Annotated in this window: 21 protein-coding genes and 1 tRNA gene; 10 read left to right on the plus strand and 12 right to left on the minus strand. The window is 67.9% G+C overall.

Annotated features, from left to right (window positions below):
• Positions 1-6: 6 nt before the first annotated feature.
• Both AC3B6C_RS20995 and AC3B6C_RS21000 read right to left on the minus strand, forming a co-directional pair.
• Complete coding sequence (locus tag AC3B6C_RS20995; RefSeq protein WP_488374006.1) at positions 7-483, minus strand: phage tail protein; 477 nt, start codon at positions 481-483, stop codon at positions 7-9.
• A gap of 95 nt (positions 484-578) precedes the next feature.
• On the minus strand, positions 579-1,004 hold the full coding sequence (locus AC3B6C_RS21000) for a nitroreductase family deazaflavin-dependent oxidoreductase (protein ID WP_035717879.1): 426 nt from the start codon (positions 1,002-1,004) through the stop codon (positions 579-581).
• Positions 1,005-1,124: 120 nt separating this feature from the next.
• Here AC3B6C_RS21000 and AC3B6C_RS21005 point away from each other — a divergent pair, with 120 nt between their 5' ends.
• Positions 1,125-1,628: a methylated-DNA--[protein]-cysteine S-methyltransferase gene (locus tag AC3B6C_RS21005; RefSeq protein WP_488374007.1), complete on the plus strand. Its 504-nt coding sequence runs from the start codon at positions 1,125-1,127 to the stop codon at positions 1,626-1,628.
• A gap of 9 nt (positions 1,629-1,637) precedes the next feature.
• Here the strand turns inward: AC3B6C_RS21005 and AC3B6C_RS21010 are convergent, their stop codons facing one another.
• On the minus strand, positions 1,638-2,552 hold the full coding sequence (locus AC3B6C_RS21010; protein ID WP_488374008.1) for an alpha/beta fold hydrolase: 915 nt from the start codon (positions 2,550-2,552) through the stop codon (positions 1,638-1,640).
• A gap of 379 nt (positions 2,553-2,931) precedes the next feature.
• Here AC3B6C_RS21010 and AC3B6C_RS21015 point away from each other — a divergent pair, with 379 nt between their 5' ends.
• The 9 genes from AC3B6C_RS21015 to AC3B6C_RS21055 all read left to right on the plus strand — a co-directional run bounded on the left by AC3B6C_RS21015 (position 2,932) and on the right by AC3B6C_RS21055 (position 11,000).
• The gene (locus AC3B6C_RS21015; RefSeq protein ID WP_488376335.1) at positions 2,932-3,501 is read left to right on the plus strand and encodes a recombinase family protein; all 570 of its coding nucleotides are present in this window, start codon (positions 2,932-2,934) and stop codon (positions 3,499-3,501) included.
• Positions 3,498-3,800, plus strand: coding sequence for a hypothetical protein (locus AC3B6C_RS21020; protein WP_010843775.1), 303 nt, complete (start codon positions 3,498-3,500; stop codon positions 3,798-3,800). Before AC3B6C_RS21015 ends, AC3B6C_RS21020 begins: the two co-directional genes overlap by 4 nt.
• 289 nt (positions 3,801-4,089) lie before the next feature.
• Entirely contained in the window at positions 4,090-4,509 is a 420-nt protein-coding gene (locus AC3B6C_RS21025; RefSeq protein ID WP_055475370.1) for a chorismate mutase family protein, read from the plus strand.
• 1 nt (position 4,510) lies between these two features.
• On the plus strand, positions 4,511-6,634 hold the full coding sequence (gene pabB / locus AC3B6C_RS21030) for an aminodeoxychorismate synthase component I (RefSeq protein WP_488374009.1): 2,124 nt from the start codon (positions 4,511-4,513) through the stop codon (positions 6,632-6,634).
• Complete coding sequence (locus tag AC3B6C_RS21035) at positions 6,631-7,524, plus strand: prephenate dehydrogenase dimerization domain-containing protein (RefSeq protein WP_488374010.1); 894 nt, start codon at positions 6,631-6,633, stop codon at positions 7,522-7,524. The genes pabB and AC3B6C_RS21035 overlap by 4 nt, the downstream gene beginning before the upstream one ends.
• On the plus strand, positions 7,521-8,462 hold the full coding sequence (locus AC3B6C_RS21040) for a diiron oxygenase (protein ID WP_488374011.1): 942 nt from the start codon (positions 7,521-7,523) through the stop codon (positions 8,460-8,462). The genes AC3B6C_RS21035 and AC3B6C_RS21040 overlap by 4 nt, the downstream gene beginning before the upstream one ends.
• A 23-nt stretch (positions 8,463-8,485) precedes the next feature.
• The gene (locus tag AC3B6C_RS21045; protein ID WP_488374012.1) at positions 8,486-8,959 is read left to right on the plus strand and encodes a GNAT family N-acetyltransferase; all 474 of its coding nucleotides are present in this window, start codon (positions 8,486-8,488) and stop codon (positions 8,957-8,959) included.
• A 38-nt stretch (positions 8,960-8,997) separates the two neighbouring features.
• Positions 8,998-10,086 carry an ATP-binding protein gene (locus AC3B6C_RS21050; protein ID WP_488374013.1) on the plus strand — a complete coding sequence of 363 codons (1,089 nt, stop codon included), beginning with the start codon at positions 8,998-9,000 and terminating at the stop codon, positions 10,084-10,086.
• A 182-nt stretch (positions 10,087-10,268) separates the two neighbouring features.
• Positions 10,269-11,000 carry a dienelactone hydrolase family protein gene (locus AC3B6C_RS21055; RefSeq protein ID WP_488374014.1) on the plus strand — a complete coding sequence of 244 codons (732 nt, stop codon included), beginning with the start codon at positions 10,269-10,271 and terminating at the stop codon, positions 10,998-11,000.
• A 14-nt stretch (positions 11,001-11,014) separates the two neighbouring features.
• Here AC3B6C_RS21055 and AC3B6C_RS21060 read toward each other — a convergent pair whose 3' ends face one another.
• The 9 genes from AC3B6C_RS21060 to AC3B6C_RS21100 form a co-directional block, all read right to left on the minus strand.
• On the minus strand, positions 11,015-11,665 hold the full coding sequence (locus tag AC3B6C_RS21060) for a DUF6389 family protein (protein WP_488374015.1): 651 nt from the start codon (positions 11,663-11,665) through the stop codon (positions 11,015-11,017).
• Positions 11,635-11,708: transfer RNA gene (locus AC3B6C_RS21065), tRNA-Pro, on the minus strand. The genes AC3B6C_RS21060 and AC3B6C_RS21065 overlap by 31 nt, the downstream gene beginning before the upstream one ends.
• Before the next feature lie 148 nt (positions 11,709-11,856).
• Positions 11,857-12,120: a hypothetical protein gene (locus AC3B6C_RS21070; RefSeq protein WP_010844812.1), complete on the minus strand. Its 264-nt coding sequence runs from the start codon at positions 12,118-12,120 to the stop codon at positions 11,857-11,859.
• 116 nt (positions 12,121-12,236) lie between these two features.
• A complete protein-coding gene (der, locus tag AC3B6C_RS21075) occupies positions 12,237-13,676 on the minus strand; it encodes a ribosome biogenesis GTPase Der (protein ID WP_010844811.1) in 1,440 nt (479 codons plus the stop codon).
• A complete protein-coding gene (cmk, locus tag AC3B6C_RS21080; protein ID WP_055477235.1) occupies positions 13,673-14,386 on the minus strand; it encodes a (d)CMP kinase in 714 nt (237 codons plus the stop codon). Before cmk ends, der begins: the two co-directional genes overlap by 4 nt.
• Complete coding sequence (locus tag AC3B6C_RS21085; protein ID WP_488374016.1) at positions 14,383-15,321, minus strand: pseudouridine synthase; 939 nt, start codon at positions 15,319-15,321, stop codon at positions 14,383-14,385. The genes cmk and AC3B6C_RS21085 overlap by 4 nt, the downstream gene beginning before the upstream one ends.
• Before the next feature lie 6 nt (positions 15,322-15,327).
• Entirely contained in the window at positions 15,328-16,086 is a 759-nt protein-coding gene (gene scpB, locus AC3B6C_RS21090; RefSeq protein ID WP_488374017.1) for an SMC-Scp complex subunit ScpB, read from the minus strand.
• The gene (locus AC3B6C_RS21095) at positions 16,083-16,961 is read right to left on the minus strand and encodes a segregation and condensation protein A (RefSeq protein ID WP_488374018.1); all 879 of its coding nucleotides are present in this window, start codon (positions 16,959-16,961) and stop codon (positions 16,083-16,085) included. Before AC3B6C_RS21095 ends, scpB begins: the two co-directional genes overlap by 4 nt.
• Positions 16,958-17,905, minus strand: coding sequence for a ParA family protein (locus AC3B6C_RS21100; RefSeq protein WP_488374019.1), 948 nt, complete (start codon positions 17,903-17,905; stop codon positions 16,958-16,960). Before AC3B6C_RS21100 ends, AC3B6C_RS21095 begins: the two co-directional genes overlap by 4 nt.
• Between the last annotated feature and the right edge of the window lie 98 nt (positions 17,906-18,003).

Here is an 18,003-nt window from a genome sequence, read left to right on the forward strand (position 1 = left end):
TCAGGGTCAGTACTCGTTCTTGACGACGAAGTACGACCCACGGATGACGCCGGCGAGCTTCGATTTCTGCCTTGCGAACTTGAACCTGGACTCCAGCTCCGCCGGAACGTCCATACCGTCGGAGAGCTTGAACCCGACGGCCCGCTTCCCGGCCGGGTCGATGCTGTACATGACGTTGACGGCCAGGCCCGACTCGTAGAACACGTACGACATACGGAGCCTGGCGTCGTCCGGGCCCACCTCGAAGTCGCTGACCTCGAGCGCGGGCGAGCTGATGGTGATGTCCCGCTCGTTCGCCAGGATCGTGGTCACCCGATCGAGGATGTCGGGCGCATCCGACGCCGGGACGACGGTGAAGTCGTGCCCGTACTTCGTCTTGTAGTACCGGGCCTCGTTGGCCCGCAGACCGGCCAGCGCCTCCGACACGGGTGAACTCTCGAGTCCCGCGGTGGAGACATCTTTGAAGTCGACGACGTGGCCCATGGCACTTCCTTCCCGAACACTGCGTGAGACAGAGTAGAGCCCCCGACCACCGTCGGGGGCTCTATCGGTTCAGCGCGCTCAGTCCAGCGCGATTCTCACTCGAGGACGAATACCGGGATCTGCCGGTCGGTCTTGGTCTGGTACTCCGCGTAGGGAGGGTAGGCCGCGACAGCGAGCTCCCACCAGTGGTCACGCTCCTCGCCGTCACTCAGCTCACGAGCGGTCAGTTCCTTCACCTCGGTGCCGTCCTGAGCGGTGACCTGAGGATTCGCTTTCACGTTGTGGTACCAGGCCGGATGCTCGGGAGCGCCGCCCTTCGAGGCGACCATCAGGTACTTGCCGTTCTCTTCGACGCGCATCAGCGGGACGTAGCGCTTCTTGCCCGACTTGGCGCCGGTGGTCGTGAACAGGACGATCGGGCGGTCCATCACTGTCACACCGTCGGTGGTGCCCTGCTCGAGGATCTTCTCGGTCTGCTCGCGGACCCAGCCTTCAGGACTCAACTCTGCATTAGCACTCATGGTGGGCGGAACACCACGACCGCCCCGGATATTCCGCCTGCCCACGTACTCGTCACCGCTCGATGTCGTTGCCCTCCGCTAGTGTGGCGACACCCGACCCCTGATCGCGAGTCTGCACCGATGCCCTCACCACGCCGTGCTCTCCTGCCGACGCCGGTCGGCACCGTGGCCGTCGACAGCAACGGCTCCGCCATCGTGCGCGTGGCCTGGCGGGTCGACACCGACAGAGCGACCGACATCGACACCACCGATGCGGTTCTCGCCGAAGCGATCCGACAACTCCGGGCCTACTTCGCCGGCGAACTCACCGTCTTCGATCTACCTGTCGACCTCGACGGGATGTCGGACGCCGCGCGTGCAGTCCTGACGACGCTGCATCGGGAGGTGACCCACGGCGACACCGTCACCTACGGGGAGTTGGCGGCGATGACCGGCACACGGGTCTCCGCGCGTGGCGTCGGGACCATCATGGGCATCAATCCGGTACCGCTGATCGTCCCCTGCCATCGCGTGATCGCGGGTGACGGTCTCGGCGGCTACTCGGGAGGCACGACCGGTCAGGGTCTGGCGACCAAGCGCTGGTTGCTCGAGTTCGAAGGCGCTCTCCCGCCGACGCTGTTCTGACGTCGAGCGTCACGTTCGCGACACCCCGGACAGATGGTCGACGACCAGCGACTGCAGCCTTGGAGCGTCCGAGCCGAGCCACAACGACAGGTGCGTTCCTTCGTCGACGGCTTCGAGGCGAGCATCCTGCAGCGTCTGCGCGGCGTGGACACTCTGATCGAACGGGACGTCGGCGTCGGTTCGGGCGTGTATCACCAGGACGGGTGCGCTCACCTCCGCGAGCGGTAGGTCGAGGTCACGGAATTGGTCGAAGTCGTTGTCGAAGCCCGCTTTTCGCGACCCCGACACGGTGTCGAACAGATCGATCGCCAGCGTGCGCTGGTCGTCATCGGCGATGATCTCCGCGGTGAGCGCCCTGATCTGCGCACGCGACAGGTCACCCTCACCGGACAGGAGTGTCGAGATGGCCGTGGACGGCGCCTTCGACACGAGCGTGGTCGCCAGCCACTGACCGAAACGGCTGAAGAGGAGCTTCTCCTCGGATAGTTCGAGTCGTCCGCGCAGGCTGCTCCGCGGGTCGAAACGAGTGCTGACCGCGGCGACGGCGACCATCGATGCGACCCGCTCCGGCACCGCGGCAGCCAGCGAGTACGCGGCGGGTCCACCACCGGACCAGCACATCAGCGCGAAACGCTCGACCCCCAGTGCATCCAGGGTGGCCGCGGCCAGCTCACCCTGCGCTGCCGGAGCGCGCGTGTCATGACCGAGGGGCGTGCCCAGGTAACCGGGACGCGAGATCGCGATGACACGGTGCGGCCCGGCGAGGAAACGAGTCATCAGAACACCCTGGTCACAGCCACCCGGCGACCCGTGCAGGAACACCAGCGGCGGTCCCGTCCCGACGTCGATGCACTCGACCGGACCGGCCGGCGTCTCGATCAGCCGCGATCCGGTCGCATGGCCGTCGGAGTGTGTGAGTCCCATGAACCTGCCTCCACCGTCGACGTCGGGTGGTGCGACGGTAGCGCCGGTGCGGGCCGTTCGCGGCGGAAGCGGACGAAACCCCTGTGAACAGATGGTGTCGGCGCGCTAGTCATATGTCCCTGACGATGCCATCCGTCCCGAACGCAAGGGCGATCTGCACGATCGCCGCCTGCCGCGGCCTTGCACCCGCCTCGCCGGCAGTCTCAGATTATTTCGAGACCATATATGAGACTTCTGAGAGTCGTAGCCGGCGTTCACCACCGAGTGTGCAATCGCTCCGCAAATGCAGTCTCGAAAACGCAGCGCGCCGTGGCGCAGTATTTCGATACTTTTGAGATACGCTGCCCCGGTGACAGCAGATGCAACAGAGCCGTCGGGGATGGCCCTCGGCTATGCCCGCGAAACAACCGGCGCCCACCCACTCGCGCCGCAGATCGATGCACTCACCGACGCCGGCGTCGATCCCGCACGCATCTACACCGACGCGAGCGACCGATCCGCACCTTCCGGCCACCGGCCCGGGATGGCCGCACTTCTCGACTACGCACGTGCCGGAGACATCACGGTGGTGGTCGGTATCGATCGCCTGGGCCGCACCGTGCACGAGGTCATGGAGATCGCCAACCAGATGACCGGGCGTCGTATCGGACTGCGCTCGTTACGCGAGGGCATCGACACCGCCGACCCGGCCGGAGCGATGATCGTCGCAGTCTTGGCGTCGTTGGCCGAACTCGACGACGCGGGACCGCGGTCGGACCGTTCGACACCGAGGACGCTGCGCGGGTCGACGTCGACCATCGGTCGTCCGCGAGCGCTCGACGCCGACCAGGTGGCGCGCGCCGAGCAGATGCGCGCGCGAGGGGTCTCCGTACCGAAGATCGCGCAGGAGCTCGGGGTCAGTCGCGCAACCCTGTATCGTACGCTTGCCGAAAGGCGTTCGGTCCGTTGAAGAATCCTGACTCCGACCTGCCCGAGCTCGATATCGTGACCGAACACGGCGTCGTCACGCGGTTGCCCACATCGTTTCCCATCTACGACGCCGAACTCGACGAGCACCTCGACCCGGACCTGTTCCAGCAGGGTTTTCTCGATGCCGCTGCCGATCTCGATGCCCTCCCGGCGCCCTGGGCGCGACAACTCGCGTCGTCCACGCTCGCCTGCCCGCCCCATCCCGATGACGAGGAGCCGAGCTACACCCGCGGCTATCGCGCCGCCCTGTACGGGCACCTGCGGCACGCCGGAAAGTGAGTGCTGCAAAGGATTCGGCGGTTCACACTGCCCGGAAGGCCGGACTTGCCGCAATCGAACCGGTGCCCGGCAACGGATCTCGCCGCGGTGACGTATCGGTCGTTGGTGAATCGTGATCAGGTGGTGACGTCAACGCCTTCGCGATCTCGCGGTCGGTGCGACCATGGACCGAGGCGGGGTTGGGGTTCGCCGACGCGAACCCAGGCGCAGTACCCACGGGGCGGCGCCGCATTTCGGGGCGGTTCAAGCCGGCGGGCCGCACATTCGGACACTTCTAGGTGGTCGCGCCGTGAACCAATCGACGAACATCGACGGGCGAGTGCTGGGTGAGAACGAGCTCAGCGAACGCGAACTCGAAGCACTGCGAACGGAATTGGACGGGATCGACGATCGATTGCTCGAAGACGTGCGCGCCCGGCTCGAGGTGTGTACCCGCATCGCGCAACTCAAACGGCGATACGCCATTGCCGTGATGCAACCGCACCGCGTCGGAGCTGTGCACGAGCACGCCCACCGGTTCGCCGTCGATCATGACCTGTCCCCGGATTTTCTGCACGCCCTCTACGACCTGATGATCTCGGAGACCTGCCGCGTCGAGGACCTCATCGTGGCGGCCGAGCAACCACGGCCGAACCGCGGTTCGGCGCGACAGGCGAACCCGGATCGGGCCCCCGTCCAGCGCACGTCCGCCGACTCGAGCGCGGAGTGAGGTGGCCGCGGTGCGCACACTGCTGATCGACAACTACGATTCGTTCACCTACAACCTGTACGCGCTGTTGACCGAGGTCAACGGCCAGGAGCCGGTCGTCGTCGCCAACGACGTGCCGTGGGCGTCGGTCGACCTCACGGCTGTCGACAACGTGGTGGTCTCCCCCGGCCCGGGTCGACCGGACTACGTCCGCGACTTCGGGATCAGCGCAACGGCTCTGACCGACAGCGGGCTGCCCGTACTCGGTGTGTGCCTGGGACACCAGGGCCTGTGCCATGTGTTCGGCAGTCCCGTGGTGCGGGCCCCGGAGCCACGACACGGGCGGGTCAGCGCGGTGCACCACGACGGCCGGGGCCTCTTCGCGGGGCTGCCGTCCCCGTTCCGGGCGGTGAGATATCACTCGCTCGCGGTGATGGAGGTCCCCGACGTGTTGGAGGAGCAGGCGTGGTCGGACGACGGCGTCCTGATGGCGGTGCACCACCGGGATCTGCCGATGTGGGGGGTGCAATTCCATCCGGAGTCGATCTGCAGCGAGTACGGCCGAGAACTGCTGGCGAACTTTGCCGCAGCGACACCGCTGCGTACGAACCGGCGGGCGTCGGGCGTGGCGGCGGTAACGTCACCGACGACGAGATCTGTTCCCGCAGAGCATATGCCGTCGACGAAGCACGAACACCGCTATCGGGTGCGATCGGTGCGCGTCGACCGGACCGTGGATGCGCAAGCGCTGTATGAGCGATTGTTCGCCGACGGACCCAACAGCTACTGGCTCGACGGATCGGCGGCCGACGACGAGGACGGCAGATTCTCCGTCATGGGCGACTGTTCGGGACCGCACGCCGAGTATGTGACCTACCGTGTGCCGGAAATGACAGTGCGAGTGCAACATTCGAACGGAACGGTCGAGGTGGTCCGCAGCACCTTCTTCGACTATCTCGGCGCGCAGGTGCGGGAGCGCTCGGTGGCGCCGCGGTCGGATCTGCCGTCCGGGTTCTGTCTCGGTTATGTCGGCTACCTCGGTTACGAACTCAAGGCGGACACCGGTGGACAGTTGGCTCATGCGTCCGAGCAGGCCGATGCCGCGCTGGTGTTCGCGGACCGGGCGGTGGTGATCGACCACGAGGGCGGGTGCGTGTACGTACTGGCACTCGAACCGGTCGAGAATTTCGGCACACCGGATCCCGACACAACTCGATGGTTGCGCGAGACGGCGTCGACCATCCGGGAGTTGCCGCCCCCACTCCCCCGATCGACGACTCCCCCGCTGGTCCCGGTTCCACATGAGGTGCCGATCGTGTTCCGGCACAACCACGAGACGTACCTGAGGCTCGTCGAGGACTGCCTGGCGGAGATCCGGTCCGGGGAGTCCTACGAGGTGTGCCTGACGAACTCGGCCACCGTGCACCGCACCCTCGACCCCGTGTCCGGGTATTCGTGCCTCCGCGAGATCAGCCCGATGCCCTACAGTGCGTTGCTGCAGTTCTCGGGGCTGTCGGTGCTCAGCGCGTCTCCGGAACGCTTCCTGAAGGTCGCCGCGGACCGCACGGTGGAGTCGAAACCGATCAAGGGCACCCGGCCTCGGTCGGCGAATCCGCTGGAGGACCAGGAATTCCGATGCGCGCTGCGAGCGAGCGAGAAGGACCGGTCGGAGAACCTGATGATCGTCGACCTCGTCCGCAACGACCTCTCGCGCGTCTGTGAGCCGGGCTCGGTGCACGTGCCGTCCCTGTTCGACATCGAGACCTACGCACCGGTGCATCAGATGGTGTCGACGGTGCGTGGGACGCTACGCGAGGGGCTGTCGGCGGTCGACTGTGTGCGGGCGGCGTTTCCGGGCGGTTCGATGACCGGGGCGCCGAAGATCCGCACGATGGAGATCATCGACAAGCTCGAGGCCGGTCCGCGGGGGGTGTACTCGGGCGCGATCGGCTACTTCTCGCTGACGGGAACCGCCGATCTGTCGATCGTGATCCGCACGATGGTCGCCACCGATTCCGAGGTGACGTTCGGGGTCGGCGGTGCGATCGTCGCGCTGTCGGATCCGGACGAGGAGTTCGAGGAGACGATGGTCAAGGCGCTCACCATGCGACGCTGCCTGTCCGTTGCCGACGAAAGCGGGCCATGACCGGATCGACCGCCCCCGAGTCGCGGTCGGTGGTCGTGGCCGGCGGTGCGGGAGCGGTGGGGTCGATGTTCGCGGATCGGTGGCGCGCGGACGGCGCCGACGTGTACATCCTGGACGCCGCGTTCGGGGACGACATCGGGTCTCCCGGCCCGGAGGCGGAGGCGCGGATGCGCGAGGCCGACGTCGTGGTCCTCGCGGTACCGGAGGACGTGGCGCTGGCCTCGGTGGGGACGGTCCGGCCCTTGCTGCGTTCGACGGCGCTGCTGGTGGAGACGCTGTCGGTGAAGTCGCGGTTCTCGGCGGCTGTCGCGCGTCTCGACGGGGTCGACGTCGACGCGGGCGGGCCGATCGTCGGGGTGAATCCGATGTTCGCGCCGTCCCTCGGACTACCCAGCCGTGCGGTCGCGGTCGTCGTCCATCGGGGCGGGCCGGGCGCGGACCTTCTGCTCGACGACCTGGCACGGTGGGGCGCCAGGAGGGAGGTCACCACCGCGGACCGGCACGACCGCCTGTGTGCGGCGGTGCAGGCCCTCACCCACGCGACCATCCTGTCGTTCGGGTGCGCGCTGGCCGACCTCGGCGTCGACGCCGACGAGACCGCGACGCTGGCAACCCCTCCGTTCACGACGATGTCGGCGATGCTGGCTCGGATCACCGGTGGGACACCAGAGGTGTACCGGGACGTGCAGAAATCGAACCCGTGCGCGCCTGCGGCGCGAGATGCGCTGGCGCGGGCCGTGTCCCGGGTGTCGGCCGCCTGCGACGATGACGATGACACCGCCGGCGCCGAGTTCACGGCGCTGGTCGCCCGGGCCGGTGCATCGCTGGGCGACCGCGGGGACGGATACGCGGAGATGTGTGCCCGACTGTTCGACGGACTGGCATCGTGACCGGCGGGCTGCCCGACCACGACGCCTCCGATCCGGTGGAGACGGCGGTGATCCGCGGGCTGGTCCGCAGCTGGCCGCGCCGTGCGACGGTACGGCGCACCGAACCCGAACTCGACGGTCCCACGATGGACGACGTCTTCGACGACGCCCGTTCCGACTATCCCGATTCCATGCTCCCGTTCGACGGGCATCCGGGCTGGGATCGGCTCGACGAGGACATCCGGTCCAGGGTCCGCGCGTGGGCCTGGATCGCCTACAACAAGAACGTCGTCGACATCGAGCAAGACGTGGTGACACCCGGTTTCGGACTGCTGTTCCGGGATGCGTTCGGCACGGGGTTCTCGGATGCGGGCCGGGCGGCGGTGGTGCAGTCGATGGTCGACGAGGAGTACCACACGCTGATGCACCTGAACGCGTCCGCGCTGACCCGCCGGCGGCGCGGCTGGGCGCTGCCGGACGCGGCGCTGCCCGAGTCGTTGACGGTGCGCCGGCACCGAGAGGCGCTCGCGCGGGCGGAGTCGGCGCGAGCCGCGGCTCTGACGACCCTGGCGTACGCGACGGTCGCCGAGACCTCCATCGGCGACTACCTGGCCCTCATCGCCGACGACCGGACCATTCAGCCGGTACACCAGGCCACCGTCGCCCTGCATCGCCGAGACGAGCGCGCGCACGGCTCGGTCGCCGGTGAGATGATCGGTCTGGTCCACGACCGGCTGGACCCAGACGATCGGATCATCCTGGCGCGCGCCCTGCGTGACGGTGTCGACGCGTTCACTTCCACCGATGGGGCCCTGTGGTCGGCGATCGTCGACGCCGAGCGAATCCCGGACGGCGACACGATTCTCCGCGATGTCGCCGAGGACCCCGATCGCCGTCGAGTCCTGCAGGACTGCAGCGCAGTCGACCGTCTCCTCGCCCGGTTCGGCCGGATCGGCTGAGTGCGCACCGCTACCGTGGGATCGTGAACGTCCACAACCGCGCCCGACTGGCGACGACGGCAGACGCAGCGACGATCGCCGATCTGCTGGATGAGTTCAATCGCGAGTTCGACGAGCCGTCGCCCGGGCCGGTGGCGCTGGCACGCCGTCTACACGAGTTGCTCTCCGGTGCTTCTACTTTCGCCGTCGTCGCCGGCGCTCCGATCGTGTCGCTGGGACTGGTCACCATCCGCACCAACGTCTGGGTCGAGGGCGGCATCGCGCTGCTCGACGAGATGTACACGACACCCGCCGAACGGAGCCGCGGACTCGGCAGTGCCGTTCTCACCGCTGCCGTCGCCGAGGCGACACGGCGGGGCGCCGGTGAGTTCGAGATCGAGGTCGACGAACCCGATGTCGACGCACACCGCTTCTACGCCAGGCACGGATTCCCTGTGCGCGACCCCGCCACCGGCGACCGAGCTTTCGTACTGCGCAAAGAGCTGTCCACCCCGTAAGTCCGATGAGATGCCGCTCGTGCCAGTAAGGTACGGGCGTGGTTCAGCTGACAGTGGGAAGCCATCGCGACAACGCGACGACCGACGTCCTCCTCGCCGCGGAGAAGTTCAACCGCCACACCTTCTGGTGCGGCCAGAGCGGATCCGGAAAGACCTACGCGCTCGGGGTGGTGCTCGAGCAGCTGTTGCTGCGCACCCGACTCCCCTTGCTCATCCTCGACCCGAACGCCGATTTCACGCGGTTGCCGGAGACACGAGGAACCACCGACCCCGCAACGGCCGACGCGATCGCGGCCGCCGACATCCGGGTGCTCCATTCCACCCGGCGCGACGGACCGCAGTTGCGGACACGTTTTCTCGCCCTGCCGCTCGCCGCGAAGGCCGCGGTCCTGCAGCTGGATCCGATCGCCGACGCCGACGAGTACAACGTCCTGCTACACGCCGACGCCACGCTCACCGAGACGTCGGACCAGACCACCTACCTCGAGGCCCTCCGCCGTTCCGACGACCCCGGACACCAACGGCTGGCCAAGCGGATCGAGAATCTCCAGGTTCTCGACTGGGCACTGTGGGCGCGGGGTGGCGTCGCAGCCACCGACATCGTCGACGAGCGACCGCAGGCGACCGTGCTCGACCTGGGCGGCTTCGCCCACCCGGCGGAACCGAAGGTGGCCGCTCTCAGTGTGCTCGAGCACCTGTGGGAACGCCGCGACGAACGACGGCCCGTCCTCATCGTGGTCGACGAAGCCCACAACATCTGTCCGCCGCTGGCCACGAGCGCGGTGGAACAGGCACTGATCGATCGCGTCGTGCAGATCGCCGCCGAGGGACGAAAATTCGGCCTCTGGCTGCTGCTGTCGACGCAACGGCCCACCAAGATCCATCCAAATGTCCTGTCCCAGTGCGACAACCTGTGCCTGATGCGGATGAACGCCCCGCGGGATCTCGCCGAACTCGCCGACACCTTCGGCTTCGTCCCCGAGCACCTGCTGGCGGAGTCCCCCGGATTCCGCCAGGGTGAGGCGCTCTTCGCGGGCGGGTTCATCACCGCCCCCACCTACACCCAGATGGGTGCCCGGATCACCGAAGAGGGCGGTGCCGACGTCGCGGTGCCGCTGGGTGTCTAGCGCCGACGACAATCCGGCGTGGCGGCAGGTCGACCGCTGCTAGTGTGTTCACCGTCCGTGCGACAGACCGAGGAGGCGATACCCATGAACGATTCGACGTGGGCGCTCCCCTGCGGAGTCACGGTCGGGCGATAGGTCGTCCGGGGAGCGCCGTATGAGCGCACTCCCCGAAAGGAACGACCATGCACTTCACCTCTGAGACCCACCTCGTCGGCGGCGTCGTCGAACGGAACTTCGTCCTCGGCGACATCCCGGGCATCCTGTGGTCGCCCGCCACGACCTCGTCACCCGTTCCGCTGATCCTGCTCGGCCACCCCGGCGGCCTTCAGCAGATGTATCCACGGCTGGTCGCCCGGGCGCGACGGGCAGTGACCGACGGCTTCGCCGCGGCGACGATCGAGACTCCCGGCGGCGGTGACCGACCGACGTCGATCGCCGCCGAACACGCCCGTGCCGACCTCCGTCGCACGCTGCAGGCCGGCCATGAGGTCAGCGCCGACATCGTCGACCGGCTCGTCCTGCCCCTGGTCGAGCAGTCGGTCCCGGAATGGCAGACGGCGATGGACCAACTCCTCGCACTGCCCGACATCGATGGGCCGGTGGGCTATTCCGGGGGCGTCATCTCCGTCGGCGTCCGGCTCGCCGTGACCGAACCCCGGATCGCGGCCGCCGTGCTGTTCGCGGGGAGCTTCATCCCGCGAGCGATTCTCGACGAGGCCCGACGCGTCACGATCCCCCTGCACGTGCTGCTGCAATGGGACGACGAACACAATGACCGGCAGGCCGCGCTGGACCTCTTCGACGCCTTCGGTTCGACGGAGAAAAGCCTCCACGCGAACATGGGTGGACACACCGGCGTCCCGACGTACGCGGGTGACGCCGCCGCCGGATTCTTCGTCCGACATCTGAGCTGATCGGGCGCCGAGCGTCAGCCCCGTGGGCCTGTTCCGTCCCGGTCGGCGCTCGGCCCCAGCGGCCGTCGGTCGAGCGTGCCTGCGGCCGAACCGATCTCCCAGTCCACCGGCCCACTCGGGACAAGCGCGTCGAGCCACGTCGCGACGACATCGACGATCGTTTCCTTTAGGTCATCTTGCGACCATCCCCGCGGTCGCGGCGGCACCGCCGGTTCCCAGCCGAGTTCCCCCCATTCGACGCCGAAGAGCCGTCGCTCGTCGTCGAATCGCCGGTCCAGTTCGAACGCGTCCGCACCCTCGAATCGTGCCCAGACATCGAACGGACCTTCGCCGTCCTGGTCGACGAACACATCGATCATCACACCGTCGACCGTCGGGCCGCCGGCGACGTCGGACGCCGCGGCGCCGAAGCGTTCCAACATTGCTGCGACATCTACGGATCGCGTCGCAAGGATGTGTGCAAGGCTGCGTCGGTACTCGGCTGCGTCCACACCACGAGCGTATGTGGGTCGCCACCGGCGCACCGCGTCGCACAGTGCGACCTGCCGGCGCGTACGCCGACCCGGAAACGGGAGAACCGTCGGACGCCGCGAAAGAAAAAACCCTGATGAGCGACGCTCATCAGGGTTTTCTGTCGGGCTGACAGGATTTGAACCTGCGACCACTTGACCCCCAGTCAAGTGCGCTACCAAACTGCGCCACAGCCCGTTGCTCCCGCCGAAGCGGAGCGATGTAAAGCCTAGCCGACGAGCACGGTCCCGAACCAATCGGCTGGTCAGGGGCCGATTCGACGCTTGCCGTCAGGTGTCGCGAAACGGTGCGATCGGCGCAACGATCCGCGACATCTCTTTGCGGCCTAGACCGCCGAACGCCTCTTGAACCAGATCCAGCCCGCGGTCACCAGGACCGCGCCGACAAGGGAGCCGATGATGCCGCTGGGACGGAGTTCGAGTCCGTCGCCGGAGAGCAGGCTGATGAGCAGCCCGCCGAGGAACGAACCCACGAGTCCGGCCACCAGGGCGAGACCCCAGTCGACGGTTCGCAGGTTCTTGCCGCCGAGGAGGATCTGCGCGAGGGCGCCGATGACCATGCCGAAAACGATGATTGCCAAGATGAGCACGAGACACCCTAGCCCACAACGCGTGTCATACACCACAGATCCACCAGAGCTGGACACGTCCACCACCTGAGCGGTGGAGGAACTGCCAGCCGTGGTGGACCTGACGGCGCCGCGGGTCAGCGCTTGCGGCGTTGCTCCCGCTTGTCGCGGACGCGGACGTTGATCCGAACCGGTGAGCCGTCGAAGTTGAACTCCTCACGCAGCCGCCGCTCGAGGAAGCGGCGATAACCCGCCTCGAGGAAGCCGGTGGTGAACAGCACGAAGGTCGGCGGCCGGACCGAGGCCTGGGTCGCGAACATCACGCGCGGCTGCCGGCCACCGCGCAGCGGCGGCGGGTTGGCGGCGATGACGTCCTTGAGCCAGTTGTTCAGCGGGCCGGTCGAGATGCGCTTGTCCCACGACTCGAGCGCCGATTCCAGCGCGGGCACCAGCTTCTGGACGGCCCGGCCGGTCGACGCCGAGATGTTCACCCGCCGCGCCCAGGGCACACGAGCGAGCTCGCGGTCGATCTCCTTGTCCAGCTGATACCGACGATCCTCGTCGACCAGATCCCACTTGTTGAACGCGATCACGAGCGCGCGGCCGCTCTCGATGATGAGCGACAGCACCCGCAGGTCCTGTTCGGTGATCGGTTCCGACGCATCGATCAGCAGCACCGCCACCTCGGCCGCGTCGAGCGCCGACCGCGTCCGCAGCGACGCGTAGTACTCGTGACCGCTCGCGGTCCGCACCTTGCGTCGCAGACCGGCGGTGTCGACGAAATTCCAGGTCTTGCCGCCGAGTTCGACGAGTTCGTCGACCGGGTCGACGGTCGTGCCGGCCACGTTGTCGACCACCGAACGCTCGCTACCGGTCAGCTTGTTCAGCAGCGAACTCTTGCCGACGTTCGGTTTGCCGACGAGCGCGACCCGACGAGGACCGCCGAGAGTCGGTGCCTCCCGGGGGGTCTCGGGCAGCTTGTCCAGGATGATGTCGAGCAGGTCGCCGGCGCCGCGGCCGTGCGCGGCCGACACCGGGTACGGCTCGCCGAGCCCCAACGACCACAGCGAGGCGGTGTCGGACTCGAGACGTTCGCTGTCGACCTTGTTGGCACACAGGATGACCGGGGTCTTCGAGCGCCGCAGCACCCGTGCGACCGCTTCGTCGGTCGCGGTCGCGCCGACCGTGGCGTCGACCACGACGACGATGGCGTCGGCAGTGCGCATGGCCAGTTCGGCCTGGGCGGCGACGGCCTGTTGCAGGCCCTTGGCGTCCGGCTCCCATCCGCCGGTGTCGACGACGGTGAACCGCCGGCCCGACCACGACGCCGCATACGACACGCGGTCACGGGTCACGCCGGGGATGTCCTCGACCACGGCTTCCCGACGGCCCAGGATGCGGTTGACGAGCGTCGACTTGCCCACGTTGGGCCGCCCGACGATCGCCACCACCGGCATGTGCTCGACGCCGGACGCGTCGTCGGCGCCCCCGACATCGGTCAGCTGCCAGTCGGTTTCGTCCGACCACGTGCCGTCGCCGGGCAGCGCCGTGAGATCGTCCGAGTAGTTGTCGCTCACCGTTCCACAGCTCCGATCCGGGTCTCCACGAGGCCGCTCAGTTCGTCGAGCACCTCGTCGAGGGTTTTGTCACTGGTGTCGACGAGCGTCGCGTCGTCGGCCGCACGCAGCGGCGACACCTTGCGCGTCGAGTCGAGATGGTCGCGCCGGTTGACACTCGCCAGCACCGCCTCGTAGTCGCTGTCGCGTCCGCCGGCCAGGTTCTGCTTGTGCCGCCGCTCGGCGCGCGCCTCGGGCGTCGCGGTCAGGAAGATCTTGACGTCCGCCTCGGGGAACACCACCGTGCCGATGTCGCGGCCCTCGACGACGACGAACCGTCCTTGCGCGTTCTGCTGTTGCAGCGCAACCAGTTTCGTGCGCACCTCGGGTACCGCCGACACCGCGGACACGGCGCTCGTGACGTGCTCGGTCCGGATGGGACCGGAGACGTCGCGACCGTCGAGAAACACCTTGGCACCGTCTCCGTCCGGCACCAGCGCGATGTCGACGCCAGCCGCCACGCGGGCGATCCCGGCTGGATCGTCCAGCGCCACACCGGCATCGAGAACAGCGAGAGTCACCGCCCGGTACATCGCACCGGTGTCGAGGTAGCTGGCCCCGACCTTGGCCGCGAGCAGTTTCGAGACCGACGACTTACCGGTACCCGCCGGACCGTCGATGGCAACGACATGCGTGGTTCCGCCGGCAGACGAGGACACCCCGTCGGTCACAGGCCGACCGCCTTGTACAGGCCACCGACCTCGTCGCTGCCCAGGACGCGCAGGCTGCCCGGACGCTGTTCGCCCAGCGCCACCGAACCGACATGAGTGCGAACCAGTTTGACGACCGGGTAACCGACCTCGTCCATCATGCGACGCACCACGCGATTGCGGCCCTCGTGCAGAGTGATCCGCACCAGCGACTGCCCCTCGTGGACCTCGATCACGGTGAACTTGTCGACCGTCACCGGGCCGTCGTCGAGGTCGACGCCCTCGCGCATGCGTCGCGCAATCCCGCGCGGGACCTCGCCCTTGAGTGTTGCGAGGTAGGTCTTGGGCACCTCGAAAGACGGGTGCATCAACCGGTGCGCGAGTTCGCCGTCGTTGGTCAGCAGCAGCAGACCCTCGGTGTCGGCGTCGAGGCGACCGACGTGGAACAGTCGCTGGCCCGCCATGACCCGCTCGGCGACCACGTCACCCACGCAGGGACGGCCCTGGTCGTCCGACATCGTCGACTGCCAGCCCTTGGGTTTGTTGAACGCCAGGTACTGACGGGTCTCGTCCATGATCACGCGGGCGCCGTCGACGCGGATGACGGCGGTGTCGGGGTCGATCCGCAGACCCTGCTCGGTGACGATCTCACCGTCGACCTCGACACGACCGGCCGCGATCATCTCCTCGGCTCCGCGACGCGATGCCACGCCTGCCTGGGCGAGCACCTTCTGCAGGCGCACACCGTCCTCGACGTAGGCGGCGCCGTCGCCGGAACCGTGTTCGGGTGACGGCGTCTGGTGGCGCGCCGGGCGTGCGTTGTTCAGCCGGATCTTGCCCACTTCGGCGTTCGGCTTCGACGACCCCTTGCGGTGGGTCTTCTTGGTTCGCGGCTGTTGTGCGGGCGCGCCCTTGCGGCGGTTTCCCGGTGAGCCATCTCGGCCAGCGGATGCCATGTTCTCTCAGTCCTGTGAGTCGGTGGTGGTGCCACCGTCGATGATCAGTTCCTTCGAGTCTGACGGTTGAGAGGACAGTTTGGCGAATCGGGGATCCGCCAGCAGTTCCTCGTCGAGGTCGTCGATCAGGTCCACGTCGGGTAGGAGCGGCGCCAGATCAGGTAGCTCCGACAGGGACGCGAGGCCGAGGCGCTCGAGGAACAGCTCGGTGGTGGCATACGTCGTGGCGTTCGTGGTCGGTTCGTTGCCGACCTCGTTGATCAGCCCGCGTGCGACGAGCGTGCGGATCACGCCGTCGACGTTGACGCCGCGGATGGCGCTGACCCGGGCCCGGGTGACCGGCTGCCGGTACGCGATGACCGCCAGTGTCTCGAGGGCCGCTCGGGTGAGCTTCGACCGCGCCCCGTCGAGCAGCAGCCGCTCGACGTACGGGGCGTATTCCGCTCGTGTGTAGTAGCGCCAGCCGTCGCCGGCGAACCGCAGATCGAAGCCGCTGCCCGACGCGGTGAGCTCGGACGACATCGCGTTGAGCGTCTCCCGGACCCGCGTGCGGTCCTGGTCCACTGCGTTCGCGAGTTCGTCGGTGGTCACCGGGGTGTCGACGACGAGGAGCACCGCTTCCAGGGCTGAGCGCAGACGATCGTCGTCGAGATACTCCCCGTCTCCATGGAGCGCGGTCTGCTCGGGTTCGGCCGGTCCCGGATCCTCCCCCGCGGCCGCACTGGTCGCGTCGGACGTCTCGACGTCGGGAACGTGGTCTGTCATCCGTAGTCCTCTGCCTTGTCGATGCGCAGGTCGTCGGCGCCGCGTTCGCTGGTCCACATCACCGCCAGGTCCTCGAGCGCCACGGGTTGTTCGAAGGCGACGGCCCGCTCCCGGAACAGCTCGAGCAGTCCGAGGAAGCTGCCGACGATCTCCAGCCCGCTCGCACAGTCCGCGGTCAGATCACGGAAGCTCAACCATGTGCCCGGCGCGGCACTGAGCAGGGACGCCATCCGACGCGCCTGGCCCGGAACGGACACCTTCTGCACGTCGTGCAGGTGGTCGAGGCCGACGGTGGGCACCGGGCGCGGCGTCAGCCCCGTCGCGGCGACCTGGGCGAAGCCGTCGGCGTCGACGCCGAGGGTCACCTCCGGCAGCAGATCCTCGAACCGCTTCTCCAGCGACACCGCCCGCGGGTAGCGCTGGAGCGCGGCCGCCTCGAGCTCGCCGAACAGAGCGGCCACCTGCTTGTACGCGCGGTACTGCAGCAACCGGGCGAACAACAGGTCCCGGGCCTCGAGTAGTGCGAGATCCTCGGGATCGTCCACCTCACCGGACGGCAGGAGGCGAGCCGCTTTGAGATCCAGCAGCGTCGCGGCGACTACGAGGAACTCGGTCGTCGCGTCGAGGCCCATCTCCGGCCCGAGTTCGCGCGTGTAGGCGATGAAGTCGTCGGTGACCACATGCAGCGCCACCTCGGTCACATCGAGGCGGTGTTGGGAGATCAGGTTCAGCAACAAGTCGAACGGGCCCTCGAAGTTGCGCAGCTTCACCCGGAAGCCGGACTCCTGGGCGCCTTCCGGCGCCGCCCCTTCTGCGATTGTGGCGGGTTCGGAGGCCGCGGCGTCGGGCGCCACCTGGTCCGTGCCGAGCGTCATGTGCCTTTGACGTTGCGGGCGATGACCTCGCGCGCGAGCGCCCGGTATGCCTTCGCGCCGGCCGACCGCGGCGCCCAGGAGGTGATCGGTTCTCCGGCGACGCTGGTCTCCGGGAACCGGACGGTACGGGCGATGACGGTGTCGTAGACGGCGTCACCGAACACCTCGACCACACGCGCCATCACCTCGCGCGAGTGCAGCGTGCGGGCGTCGAACATGGTCACCAGGATGCCGCCGAGATCGAGACGCGGGTTGAGCCGGTCACGCACCTTGTTGATCGTGTCGGTGAGCAGCGCCAGTCCGCGGAGGCTGAAGTACTCACACTCCATCGGGATGAGCACGGTGTCGGCGCAGGCCAGCGCGTTGACGGTGAGCAGACCCAGCGACGGCTGGCAGTCGATGAGGACGACGTCGTAGCGGTCGAGCACGGGATGCAGTGCCCGGCCCAGCGATTGCTCGCGACCGACCTCGGTGACCAGTTGGATCTCCGCGGCGGAGAGGTCGATGTTGCTGGGCAGCAGGTCGAGACCGTCGACGCGGGTCCGCATCAGGACCTCGTCGGTCGCCACCTGCGGCGGCACGAGCAGGTTGTAGACGGTCTGATCCAGTTCGTGGTGCGGCACACCGAGTCCCGCGGACAGCGCACCCTGCGGATCGAGGTCGACGAGCAGCACCCGGCGACCGTATTCGGCAAGCGCCGCACCGAGATTGATGGTCGACGTCGTCTTGCCCACGCCGCCCTTCTGGTTACAGACCGCGATCACCGTGGCGGGTCCGTGGCGGTCGAGCGATGCCGGTTCGGGAACGTCGCGATACGGCCGCCCGGTGGGCCCGATCTCGTCGACGTCGTGTCCTGCTTCTTCGGTGTCGTTGCCGGGCGACACCTGGATGCTGTACTGATCTCCCGGACGGGCGCCAGACCGCGGTGCGCTCGGAGTGGTCACGTGTCCGCCGCTCCCTTCGCTGTTCGATGCCGCTGCTGTTCGATCACGCTGCTGGTCGGTGCCGCTGTCGCCGCTTGTTCGGTCGGGCAGCCGGTCCG

It is taken from the genome of Gordonia sp. 11cp, assembly GCF_057767225.1.